Source organism: Pseudomonas brassicae (assembly GCF_010671725.1).
Lineage (GTDB): Bacteria > Pseudomonadota > Gammaproteobacteria > Pseudomonadales > Pseudomonadaceae > Aquipseudomonas > Aquipseudomonas brassicae.
Genome location: NZ_JAAHBU010000418.1, coordinates 1 through 12,232, shown reverse-complemented (window position 1 = coordinate 12,232; position 12,232 = coordinate 1). Strand labels below are relative to the sequence as shown.

Genomic DNA, 12,232 nt, shown 5'->3' with positions numbered 1-12,232 from the left:
ATGCCGTGGCCGAACGCCTCTCGGCGCGCGACCCCGACGACGCGCTTGACACGCTCGACGACGATCCCGACCACGCCCCGCACAGTCGCCAGGAACCCGGCCTGGGCGCACTGCCCGGCGGGCGCGGCGCACGCAAGGAAGCGCTGGTCGACATCGTCGACGACCCGCTCCAGCTCGACTGGCAGAAACCGCGCAACCACTGGGGCCGACGCCTGATCTGGTCGCTGCTGATTGTGCTGGCGGCAGCCGCGCTGGCCGGCCAGTACATTGCCTACCACTTCGACGAACTGGCCCGTCAGGACCAGTACCGCCCGTGGTTCCAGCAACTGTGCCCGAGCCTGGGTTGCGAGGTGCCGTCCAAGGTCGATATCGCCCGCATCAAGAGCAGCAACCTGGTGGTGCGCAGCCACCCGGACTTTGCCGGCGCGCTGATCGTCGACGCGATCATCTACAACCGTGCGCCCTTCTCGCAGCCCTTCCCGCTGCTGGAGCTGCGCTTTGCCGACCTCAATGGGCAGCTCATCGCCAGCCGGCGCTTCAAGCCCGGCGAGTACCTCAGCGGTGAACTGGCCGGCAAGGCCGAGATGCCCAGCCAGACCCCGATCCACATCGCCCTGGACATCCTCGACCCGGGCGCCAAGGCGGTCAATTACAGCCTGAGCTTCCGCTCCCCGGAGTAAGGCCGCCGCCTGGCGCCCGATTCCCGGCGCCAGCCGACCGCCCAGAACTGCTTGGCATAAAGCCACAGTTGTTCAGATTTTATCCAAATCGACCTTTATCCGGTCACCGAGAGCGGGTATCATGCCCACCCTTTTTCGAACTCTAAGATCGGCCCCCACAACAGGGAACTCCTATGTCGGCGGTACGCATCGGCCCATACACACTGCAGAACGCCCTGATCCTTGCCCCGATGGCCGGGGTCACGGACCAGCCTTTTCGTCAGCTGTGCCGACGAATGGGTGCAGGCCTGGTGGTGTCGGAGATGGTCAGCAGCGACATGAGCCTGTGGAACAGCCGCAAGTCGCGTCTGCGCATGATTCACGACGGTGATCCCGAGCCTCGCTCGGTGCAGATCGCCGGCGGTGACGCGCAGATGCTCGCGGCTGCGGCCCGGGCCAACGTCGAGGCTGGCGCGCAGATCATCGACATCAACATGGGCTGCCCGGCAAAAAAAGTCTGCAACAAAGCCGCAGGCTCTGCTTTATTGAAGGATGAGGCGCTGGTCAACGAGATCCTCCAGGCAGTGGTTGCCGCGGTGGACGTACCCGTCACCCTCAAGATCCGTACCGGCTGGGACCGGGACAACAAGAATGGCCTGACCGTGGCGAAGATCGCCGAGCAGGCAGGCATTCAGGCACTGGCCGTGCATGGCCGCACACGTGCCGACCTGTACACGGGTGACGCCGAGTACGACACCATTGCCGCGATCAAGCAGGCGGTGTCGATACCGGTATTTGCCAATGGCGACATCACCTCGCCACACAAGGCCCGACAGGTGCTCGACGCCACCGGCGCCGACGGCCTGCTGATTGGCCGGGCTGCCCAGGGGCGGCCCTGGATCTTTCGCGAGGTCGAGCACTACCTGCGCACCGGCGAGCTGTTGCCGGCACCGCAATTGGCTGAAGTGGAACGAATTCTGCTGGAGCATCTGGCCGCGCTGCACGCCTTCTACGGCGATGTGATGGGTGTACGTATCGCCCGCAAGCACGTGGGCTGGTACCTGGCGACATTACCGGGCGCCAAGGCGTTTCGCGCCCGTTTCAATGGTTTGGATGAAACACACGCGCAGTGCGCCGACGTTCGCGCTTTTTTTCGCGAGCGTGAACAGAGCCTTGAGACAGAGGACGGACAAGGGGTGGCCGCATGACGATGATGACCGAGACTTTAGTGAGTGGAACAACGCCCGTGAGCGACAACGTCAACCTGAAACAGCACCTGAACACCCCGAGCGAAGAGGGCCAGACCCTTCGCGGGAGCGTGGAGAAGGCGCTGCACAACTATTTTGCGCACCTCGAAGGCGCTGCTGTCACGGACGTGTACAACCTGGTGCTCTCTGAAGTCGAGCACCCTTGCTCGAAAGCGTGATGAACTACGTCAAGGGCAACCAGACCAAGGCCAGTGAGCTGCTGGGCCTGAACCGCGGCACCTTGCGTAAGAAACTCAAGCAGTACGATCTGCTGTAACACCCGAATCCACACCAGAAAAGGCGGCTCCCATTTGATGAGGTCGCCTTTTTTGCTGACTCCACCGCGTTATGGAATCTGAAATGACCGACCAGACTACCCGCCTGCCGATCCGCCGCGCCTTGATCAGCGTTTCCGACAAGACCGGGATCCTCGAATTCGCCCGTGAGCTGGAACAGCTCGGCGTCGAGATCCTGTCCACCGGTGGCACCTTCAAGTTGCTCCAGGACAATGGCGTCGCCGCGGTGGAAGTTGCCGACTACACCGGCTTTGCCGAAATGATGGACGGTCGGGTCAAGACCCTGCATCCCAAGATCCACGGGGGCATCCTGGGCCGTCGCGGCACCGACGACGCCATCATGGCCGAGCACGGCATCAAGCCGATCGACCTGGTCGCCGTCAACCTGTACCCGTTCGAAGCCACCATCTCCAAGCCGGGCTGCGACCTGCCGACTGCCATCGAGAACATCGACATCGGCGGCCCGACCATGGTCCGCTCGGCGGCCAAGAACCATAAGGACGTGGCCATCGTGGTCAACGCCAGCGACTACGCCGGCGTGCTGCAAAGCCTCAAGGCCGGCGGCCTGACCTACGCCCAGCGCTTCGACCTGATGCTCAAGGCGTTCGAGCACACCGCCGCCTACGACGGCATGATCGCCAACTACATGGGCACCGTGAACCAGGCCGCGCCGACCCTGTCGACCGAAGACCGCAGCCAGTTCCCGCGCACCTTCAACAGCCAGTTCGTCAAGGCCCAGGAAATGCGCTACGGCGAGAACCCGCACCAGAGCGCGGCGTTCTATGTCGAGGCCAAGCCTGCCGAAGCCGGCATCGCCACCGCCACCCAGCTGCAGGGCAAGGAACTGTCGTACAACAACGTGGCCGATACCGACGCCGCGCTGGAATGCGTGAAGAGCTTCGTCAAGCCGGCCTGCGTCATCGTCAAGCACGCCAACCCGTGCGGCGTAGCGGTCAGCCCGGATGCCGAAGGCGGCATTCGCCAGGCCTATGAGCTGGCCTACGCCACCGACACCGAGTCGGCCTTTGGCGGCATCATCGCGTTCAACCGCGAACTGGATGCCGAAACCGCCAAGGCCATCGTCGAGCGCCAGTTCGTCGAAGTGATCATTGCCCCGAGCGTGAGCGAAGAGGCCCGTGCCGTGGTCGCGGCCAAGGCCAACGTGCGCCTGCTGGCGTGCGGCGAATGGTCGGCCGAGCGTGCCGCTGCCTGGGACTACAAGCGCGTCACCGGTGGCCTGCTGGTTCAGAGCCGCGACATCGGCATGATCGGTGCCGATGATCTGAAGGTGGTGACCCAGCGTGCACCGACCGAGCAGGAGATCCACGACCTGATCTTCGCCTGGAAAGTGGCCAAGTACGTCAAGTCCAACGCCATCGTCTACGCCAAGAACCGCCAGACCATCGGTGTCGGCGCTGGCCAGATGAGCCGTGTGAACTCGGCACGCATTGCTGCCATCAAGGCCGAGCATGCGGGACTGCAGGTACAGGGCGCGGTCATGGCATCGGACGCGTTCTTCCCGTTCCGTGACGGCATCGACAATGCGGCTAAAGTGGGTATCACTGCGGTGATCCAGCCGGGTGGTTCGATGCGTGATGCCGAAGTCATCGCAGCGGCCGACGAAGCCGGCATTGCCATGGTCTTCACCGGCATGCGCCACTTCCGTCACTGACCGACAACGGCCGCACTGAAGCAGGCGTCTGCTGCGTTGCGGCCTCGTATTGCGTACACAGCACAAGCGCAGAAGGCTTTGCCTCCTGATTGAAGAATTAGCGTCATCGAGGTTTTGACATGAACGTTTTGATCATCGGTAGCGGCGGCCGTGAACACGCCCTGGCCTGGAAAGTTGCCCAGGACCCACGCGTCGAGAAAGTCTTCGTCGCCCCCGGCAATGCCGGCACCGCCACCGAAGCCAAGTGCGAGAACGTCGACATCGACGTCACCGCCCTGGAACAACTGGCCGACTTCGCCGAGAACAATGTCGCCCTGACCATCGTCGGCCCTGAAGGCCCGCTGGTAGCCGGCGTCGTCGACCTGTTCCGCCGCCGCGGCCTGGACTGCTTCGGCCCTACCGCCGGTGCCGCCCAGCTGGAAGGCTCCAAAGCCTTCACCAAGGATTTCCTGGCCCGCCACAAGATCCCCACCGCCGACTACCAGAACTTCACCGAAGTCGAGCCGGCCCTGGCCTACCTGCGCGAAAAAGGCGCTCCGATCGTGATCAAGGCCGACGGCCTGGCTGCCGGCAAGGGCGTGATCGTGGCCATGAGCCTGGCCGAAGCCGAAGACGCCGTGCGTGACATGCTCGCCGGCAATGCCTTCGGCGAAGCCGGTTCGCGCGTGGTCATCGAAGAGTTCCTCGACGGCGAGGAAGCCAGCTTCATCGTCATGGTCGACGGCGAGAACGTGCTGCCCATGGCCACCAGCCAGGACCACAAGCGCGTCGGCAACGCCGACAGCGGCCCGAACACCGGCGGCATGGGCGCCTATTCGCCGGCCCCGGTGGTCACCGCCGAGGTGCACCAGCGCGTGATGGACCTGGTGATCTGGCCGACCGTGCGCGGCATGGCCGCCGAAGGCAACGTCTACACCGGCTTCCTGTACGCCGGGCTGATGATCGACAAGGCCGGCAACCCGAAAGTCATCGAGTTCAACTGCCGCTTCGGCGACCCGGAAACCCAGCCGGTCATGCTGCGCCTGGAGTCGAGCCTGGTGCTGCTGATCGAAGCCGCGTTCGCCAAGGCCCTGAACAAGGTCGAAGCCCAGTGGAACCCGCAACCGAGCCTGGGCGTGGTGCTCGCGGCCGGCGGCTACCCGGGCGACTATGCCAAGGGCGCGCCGATCAAAGGCCTGGACGCTGCCGCCAAGCTGACCGGCAAGGTGTTCCATGCCGGCACCGCGCTCAAGGACGGCCAGGTAGTCACCAGTGGCGGTCGCGTACTGTGTGCAACCGCGTTGGGTGAGACGGTCGAGGCGGCGCAGCAACAGGCCTATCGCCTGGCTGCCGAGATCGAGTGGGACGCCAGCTTCTACCGTACCGACATCGGTTATCGCGCCATCGCCCGTGAACGTGGTGAACACCAGGAATGATCGGGTAAGGCAAGGCCCCCAGGGGGCCTTGCCTTCGGCTTGGCGCGCCGCGCATAGTTGTACTCCGCCATTCAGTTAAGAAGGGATATCGTCGTGCGTTGGCTCAGGATTGCCATTGGACTCACTGTCAGCCTGCTGACCCTGCTCTGCCTGCTCCCGGCGACCGCCGACTCTGGCAGTGGCTGGGCGGTTTTGCTCGACGATCAGGCCAACCTGCAACTGAGCGATATCCGTTCCGAGCGCTATCGCAACCAATTCAGTCCCATCGAGCTCGACCAGCTCGATGCCGCCGAGCCCAACCAGGCGCTCTGGCTGCACTACCAACTGCCTCCCCAGCAGCCTGAGCAGGTGCTGCGCCTGTTCGCCCCGGACCTGTCGCGCCTGGACTTGTACGTGCTTGACGGCGGTTCACTCAGCCTGCAGACCCACCACGGGCGCCAGGACGACAGCGGTGCCCTGAACCTGAGCACCAATGACCACCTGCTGGCCGTACCCAGCAGCAGCCACGCCCAGGACGTGTACCTGCGGCTGGTCTCCGAACACCAGCTGCGCCCCGGCGTCAGCCTGATGCCTGCGGCCACTGCGGCGGCCGAGCAACGCCAGCCGCTGCTGTTCGGCCTGCTGTTCGGCTGCCTGGGCATGCTGATCGTGCACAACCTGATCCGCTTCGCCTACTCGCGCTCGGCCAGCAGCCTGTGGCTGGCCGGCTACCACAGCCTGATGCTGCTCAGCGCGCTGATCCTGCTCAACCTCAGCGGCCCGTGGAACCTGTGGCATGCCGCGCAGACGCCGGCCGCCTACCTGGTCGCGCTGCTCGCCAGCCTGTGCGGGCTGGCCTTCACCCAGCGCTTCTTCGCCCCGCTGGCGCAGCCACGGCTGGCGCGCCTGCTGCAGGGCGAGATCCTGCTGGTCGGCATCTGCGGGCTGTTGCTGCTGTTCGTCGACACCCTGCCGCTGAACCTGGTGACCTATGCCCTGATCGCCCTGAGCAGCCTGAGCATGCTGCTGGTGGCCGGCTACCACTGGTACAGGGGCTTCGCCCCGGCGCGCCTGTTCAGCCTGGCCATGCTGGTGTTCAATCTCGGTTGCCTGGTGGTGCTGCCGGCCCTGCTGGGGCTGACCCGCACGCCTACCGAATGGCTGTTGTTCATCCTGCTGGGGCTGACCGCCTTCAGTGGCATGCTGCTCAACCTGGCCCTGAGCGAGCGCCTGCGCAGCATCAACGAAGAACACGTAAGTGCCAGCCGCGAACTGGCCGCCAGCAACGCCGAGATCAACGCCAAGGCCGAGTTCCTGGCACGCATCAGCCATGAAATCCGCACCCCGATGAACGGTGTGCTGGGCATGACCGAGCTGCTGCTGGGCACGCCGCTGTCGGTCAAGCAGCGCGACTACGTGCAGACCATCCACAGCGCCGGCAACGAGCTGCTGACCCTGATCAACGAGATCCTCGACATTTCCAAGCTCGAGTCCGGGCAGATCGAACTGGACGACGTGCAGTTCGACCTGAACGCCCTGATCGAAGACTGCCTGAGCATCTTCCGCGCCAAGGCCGAGCAGCAGAACATCGAGCTGATCAGCTTTACCCAGCCGCAGGTGCCGAGAGTCATCAGCGGTGACCCCACCCGCCTGCGTCAGGCCCTGCTCAGCCTGCTGGAAAACGCCCTGAAGAAGACCGACCAGGGCGAAATCCTGCTGGTGGTGGCGCTGGACCAACGCGGCAGCAGCCCCCGCCTGCGCCTGGCCGTGCAGGACAGCGGCGAGCCGATCCCGGCCAGCGAACGCGATGCCCTGCTGCAGGCCGAACTGCACAGCCAGCACTTCCTTTCCAGCAACAAGCTCGGCGGCCTGCTGGGCCTGGTGATCGCCAAGCAACTGATCAACCTGATGCACGGCGAGTTCGGCATCAAGACCAGCCACAACCAGGGCAACACCCTGTGGATGACCCTGCCGCTCGACCCGCAACGCCTCGAACAGCCCACCGCCGACCTGGACGGCCCGCTGCGCGATGCGCGGGTACTGGTGGTGGATGACAACGACACCTGCCGCAAGGTGCTGGTGCAGCAATGCAGCGCCTGGGGCATGAACGTCAGCGCGGTGCCGTCGGGCAAGGAGGCGCTGGCCCTGCTGCGCACCAAGGCCCACCTGCGCGACTACTTCGACGCGGTGCTGCTCGACCAGAACATGCCCGGCATGACGGGCATGCAACTGGCGGCCAAGATCAAGGAAGACCCGAGCCTGAACCATGACATCCTGATCGTCATGCTCACCGGCATCACCAATGCACCGAGCAAGGTCATTGCGCGCAATGCCGGGGTCAAGCGCATCCTCGCCAAACCCGTGGCCGGCTACACCCTCAAGACCACCCTGGCCGAGGAGCTGGCCCAGCGCAGCCAGGGCCACACCGTGAGCATCCCGGCGCCCAACCTCACCGCACCGCTGGACCTGCCCGGCGACTTCCGCATCCTGGTGGCCGAAGACAACAGCATTTCGACCAAGGTGATCCGCGGCATGCTCGGCAAGCTCAACCTGGAGCCCGACACCGCCAGCAATGGCGAAGAGGCCCTGCAGGCAATGAAGGCACAGCGTTACGACCTGGTGCTGATGGACTGCGAGATGCCGGTGCTCGACGGCTTCTCGGCCACCCAGCAACTGCGTGCCTGGGAAGCCGAGACCCAACGTAGCCGCACGCCGGTGGTGGCGCTGACCGCGCACATCCTCGCCGAACACAAGGAGCGCGCACGCCAGGCCGGCATGGACGGGCACATGGCCAAGCCGGTGGAACTGTCACAGTTGCGCGAACTGATCGAGCACTGGGTGGCGCATCGCGAACCCCACGAACAACCGCTCAGCGCCCCCTGAGCCACTGATACACTTGCCCATCGCCCCACTTGCCGCGAGCCCAGACCATGCTTCATGAGTTGTTCAGCGTTTACCTGAAGATGCTCGTGCTCTACAGCCCGTTCTTCGTCCTGTCGTGCTTCATCAGCCTGACCCGCGGCCACTCCAGCAAGGAACGCAAGCAACTGGCCTGGCGCGTGGCGCTGGCGGTGCTGATCGCCAGTGTGCTGCTGTACCTGTTCGGCCGGGCGATCTTCGGTATCTTCGGCATTACCGCCGACGCCTTTCGCATCGGCGCCGGCAGCGTACTGTTCATCTCGGCGCTGGGCATGGCCCAGGGCAAGTCGGCAGTCAACACCGACAATGTGCAGCAGGACGTCACCATCGTGCCGCTGACCATCCCGCTGACAGTGGGCCCGGGCACCATCGGCGCACTGCTGGTGATGGGCGTCGGCCAGCCGCACTGGGACGACAAGCTGCTGGCCATCATCAGCATCGCGCTGGCCAGCTTCACCGTCGGCCTGGTGCTGTACGGCTCGCACCGCATCGAGCGCATCCTCGGCGACCAGGGCCTGCAGATCGTCAGCCGCCTGATGGGCTTGTTCGTCTGCGCACTCGCGGCGCAAATCATCTTTACCGGGATCAAGGGTTACCTGGTGCCTTGAGCCTGTGACGCGGCAAAGAACCACTCGGACAGGCGCTCGGTATTTTGCAGGACCAGGGTGCGATGCTCGGCGTAAACGCCGCGGTCGAACAGGTAACAGCCGCCATGCGGCGTCAGGGTCACGAAACGGTGATAAACGTCGGTCAGGAAGCCGTGATCGACCTCCACCTCGTAGCGCATGACCAAGCCGCAGAAACCCAGGTAGGGCTGGTTGTGCGCATCGGTGTAACAGGGGCTGACCTTGCACAGCAGTGCCTTTTCGGCCTCGCGCTGGGGCATGGCGGATGACGCGAAATGCCGCGCAGCCTTCTCTTCGAGCTGCATGGCAGCCAGCGACTGGCTCACCAGTTGCACGAATACCTCGTTCTCCCCTCGTTCAACCAATACAACCTTGAAGTCGCGTACGTGCTGCGGCGTAAGCGCCCTGGCCGTGCTCTGGGCGAGGAAGCTGACCAGCCTGCACCCATGCCTGAGCAGGCACGCATGGTAGAACTCATGCCAGGCCTCAGGCTGCCGATTGTGTGCTACAGCCTGGGTGGCATACATCTCGGCGTAGACCAGCAGGTCCATCATGTTCTGCCGGTCTTCCCCCACGACCTCATCGGCGAACGACAGCCGGTTGTCGCCAATCATGCGGAAACCTTCTGTGGTACTCATCACAAGGTGCTCCCTGGACGGGACACTGTCGGTGTGGGCAGCGCCAACCTGAGCGTGCCTGCATGTTCCCGGACTTCCAGCGCAACCCTGTCGCGCACCCTCGAATACATCGTGGGTGACAGCGTCCTGTGGCTATAGAAGAACAACGACTCGCCAACGCAATCGGCCCCGTAGAACTCCTGGTGCAGGAAGTCTTCCTGCAACGGCACGCCCAACGTCACGCTCACGAACAGCGAAAACACATGGTTCGGCGCATTGCATGCACTGGCCTGGAAGTTGATATGCGTGACATCCAGCCCCTGCTCGTCGACCCCGCGGCTCAGCACCTGGCTGCGGAACAACTGGCGCGCTGGATGCTTGTACTCCAGTGCCGAGAGCTGCTCCAGCGTCCCGGTCAGTTGCTTGAAGACCGGCGCCGGCAACTCCTTGACCAGGTGCGCAGCCACCAGCTCGACCAGGCTCAATTCATCCAATGCCTTGAACAGCGGCACGTCGGCGTGGGTTTCAGGCGTGTTCCACTTGAGTTTGGTCAAACCGTCCTTGCTGTGCTGGAACCACGCCTTGGGCGCAGCCGCGACCACGCTATCCTTGTTGGCGAACACTTGCGCCAACAACTGCGAATTCAATACATCGTTCTTTTCCGTGTCATGCAGGCCAAGCGGAAATGAAATCAGCTGTGCGCCGTTGACCCATGTTTGGTACTGGGTATCCATACCCTGCCTCCTTGCTTGAGTTGGCAGCGGAGCATCCACAGGACACTCCGCCCGCCGAACAGTTACATGATTTTTGCGAAGAAATCGTCCGAATCGCGGTCCAGATACCTCAGGATCTTTTCTTCGTTACGCTTGTAGCGGTCCATGTTCCAGTTGACCATGGTGGCAACTTTTTGAATTTCCAGATTGTGTTTTTTCCACTTCCAGAACAACGAGCCGCCCTCAAGATCACTCTTCTCGAACTCCAGCCCGATAAACAACGATACCGCCATGCCGTTTTCCGATTCCAGGCACGGCAGGATGCGGCAGCTGTTCTTGGTGGCCGTCGTGCTGTTCTTGTCGAACAGGGTGATCAGCTCCTGTCGAGCATGAATCTTTTCAAACGTCTTGCTGATCAGCGGCAGCAGCGCGGCAGCGTTGGCGCCCGCTACCGACGCGACGATATCCAGCACCACGCTGTCCATGGTGAGGTTCATCGAATTGGCGGTGTAGGTTTCACTGTCTGTACTGCCCATGAACCAGCCCGCTTGCAGCATGGCCTCGCGATAGGCCTTCATCCAGGCGACGGCGGCGCTGTCGCGGTCGTGCGAGTCGTTGGCATACACTTCGGCAAACAGCGCGGCATTCATGGCCATCTCACGCTTGTCTGCCGACAGGCCATCGGCAAACGCCAGCACCACAGGGGACTCGGTGCTCATCAGGGCGACGTCGCCCAGGTCATCGGCGAGCGACGGGCCGCTGGCCAGGCGCGACATGCGCATCGTCGACGCGCCGTTGTGCGGTTTCAGGCTGGCGAAAAACGCATCACATTGCGCCTCATCAGGAAAGACGTCCAGGTTGGAAGTATTCATAATCAATCCTCACTTCAGATAATTGAACTGCCCTGTCTTCAGGCACCGCCACGCTAACATTCGAACAATGCCGACAACGCCAACAGGTACAACAAAAAAATGTCTGAAGCGCCAAACAGAGTATTTACATGCGACACTACAACACGCTGTTTTAGTTAAACTTATCCACGCCACTTACTTATATTGGCCACAAGTAACACACGCACACTTTAAAAGTTCACCAAGCCATCAGAATGGTCGTACATGCCCACCGCACAATTACTGTGTTGCCGCGCCCAGGGTATGACCGGCAAACCCTTCCTCAATAAAAAAGCGGTACCCGTTTCCAGGTACCGCTTCGAAGGCCTGCTGCGACAGGTCAGGCCGGCTTGGCCCCGTACCAGCGCGGGGTGTATACCCATTCACCGCCTTCGGCACGCGGGAACGTACAGGTGGTGGACGACCCCACCAGCACCATGGTGCGCATGTCCACCTGGTCAGGCGTCAATGCGCCCAGGGTGAGGGTGCGCAAGGTCTGCCCGGGGCGGCCGATATCACGCCCCAGCACCACCGGGGTTTGCGCCGAACGGTGCTGGCGCACGACCTCCAGCGCACGCCCCAACTGCCAGGGCCGCGAACGCGAGATCGGGTTGTAGAAGGCCAGCGCCAGGTCGGCCTGGCAGGCGAGGTCCAGACGTTTCTCGATGATGTCCCAGGGTTTGAGGTTGTCCGACAGCGACAGCACGCAGAAGTCATGCCCCAGCGGTGCCCCGGCCTGCGCGGCGGTAGCCAGCGATGCGGACACGCCCGGCAGCATCTGCAGGTCGACGCTGTGCCACTGCGGGTCCGTCGACTCATGCAGCGCTTCGAGCACCGCCGCCGCCATGGCGAACACACCCGGATCGCCCGACGATACCACCACCACCGAACGCCCTTGCGCCGCCAGCGCGAACGCGTGGCGGGCGCGTTGCAACTCTTCGCGGTTGTCGCTGCAATGCAGCACCTGCGCATCACGGAACGGGCCAGCCATGCGCACGTAGGTTTCATAACCGAGCACGTCATCGGCGCGGGCCAGCTCGGCCTTGACCGCCGGCACCATCAGCTCGGCAGCCCCCGGCCCCAGGCCGACCACTGCCAGGCGGCCACGCGCGCGACCGATCTGCAGTGGGTCGATGGGCTGGTTGGCCACGGCGATCGCCAGGCCCTCGCCTGCACACTGCGGCGCCAGCAACTGCGGC

10 protein-coding genes and 1 pseudogene are annotated in these 12,232 nt (G+C 63.5%); 7 read left to right on the top strand and 4 right to left on the bottom strand.

Annotation, left to right across the window (positions count from 1 at the left end; genetic code table 11):
• The 7 genes and pseudogenes from G3436_RS23240 to G3436_RS23210 all read left to right on the top strand — a co-directional run.
• A partial coding sequence (locus G3436_RS23240) for a DUF3426 domain-containing protein (RefSeq protein ID WP_163949977.1) occupies positions 1 to 680 on the top strand: 680 nt, incomplete at its 5' end.
• A 173-nt stretch (positions 681 to 853) separates the two neighbouring features.
• Positions 854 to 1,867 carry a tRNA dihydrouridine synthase DusB gene (gene dusB / locus G3436_RS23235; RefSeq protein WP_163949974.1) on the top strand — a complete coding sequence of 338 codons (1,014 nt, stop codon included), beginning with the start codon at positions 854 to 856 and terminating at the stop codon, positions 1,865 to 1,867.
• Positions 1,864 to 2,183 (top strand): annotated as a pseudogene (gene fis, locus G3436_RS23230) (DNA-binding transcriptional regulator Fis). The gene dusB and the pseudogene fis overlap by 4 nt, the downstream one beginning before the upstream one ends.
• An 83-nt stretch (positions 2,184 to 2,266) precedes the next feature.
• Positions 2,267 to 3,874: a bifunctional phosphoribosylaminoimidazolecarboxamide formyltransferase/IMP cyclohydrolase gene (gene purH, locus G3436_RS23225; RefSeq protein WP_163949971.1), complete on the top strand. Its 1,608-nt coding sequence runs from the start codon at positions 2,267 to 2,269 to the stop codon at positions 3,872 to 3,874.
• A 119-nt stretch (positions 3,875 to 3,993) separates the two neighbouring features.
• Complete coding sequence (gene purD / locus G3436_RS23220) at positions 3,994 to 5,289, top strand: phosphoribosylamine--glycine ligase (RefSeq protein WP_163949968.1); 1,296 nt, start codon at positions 3,994 to 3,996, stop codon at positions 5,287 to 5,289.
• A gap of 93 nt (positions 5,290 to 5,382) precedes the next feature.
• The gene (locus G3436_RS23215; protein WP_163949965.1) at positions 5,383 to 8,151 is read left to right on the top strand and encodes a response regulator; all 2,769 of its coding nucleotides are present in this window, start codon (positions 5,383 to 5,385) and stop codon (positions 8,149 to 8,151) included.
• Positions 8,152 to 8,198: 47 nt separating this feature from the next.
• Positions 8,199 to 8,795 (top strand): MarC family protein, encoded by a 597-nt coding sequence (locus G3436_RS23210; RefSeq protein WP_163949962.1) that lies wholly within the window; start codon positions 8,199 to 8,201, stop codon positions 8,793 to 8,795.
• Here G3436_RS23210 and G3436_RS23205 read toward each other — a convergent pair.
• The 4 genes from G3436_RS23205 to cobJ all read right to left on the bottom strand — a co-directional run.
• The gene (locus G3436_RS23205) at positions 8,780 to 9,451 is read right to left on the bottom strand and encodes a hypothetical protein (RefSeq protein WP_163949959.1); all 672 of its coding nucleotides are present in this window, start codon (positions 9,449 to 9,451) and stop codon (positions 8,780 to 8,782) included. The two genes, G3436_RS23210 and G3436_RS23205, sit on opposite strands and share 16 nt — an antisense overlap.
• A complete protein-coding gene (locus G3436_RS23200; RefSeq protein WP_163949957.1) occupies positions 9,451 to 10,164 on the bottom strand; it encodes a hypothetical protein in 714 nt (237 codons plus the stop codon). The genes G3436_RS23205 and G3436_RS23200 overlap by 1 nt, the downstream gene beginning before the upstream one ends.
• A gap of 62 nt (positions 10,165 to 10,226) precedes the next feature.
• A complete protein-coding gene (locus tag G3436_RS23195) occupies positions 10,227 to 11,015 on the bottom strand; it encodes a hypothetical protein (RefSeq protein WP_163949954.1) in 789 nt (262 codons plus the stop codon).
• Between the two features lie 358 nt (positions 11,016 to 11,373).
• A partial coding sequence (gene cobJ / locus G3436_RS23190; RefSeq protein ID WP_163949952.1) for a precorrin-3B C(17)-methyltransferase occupies positions 11,374 to 12,232 on the bottom strand: 859 nt, incomplete at its 5' end.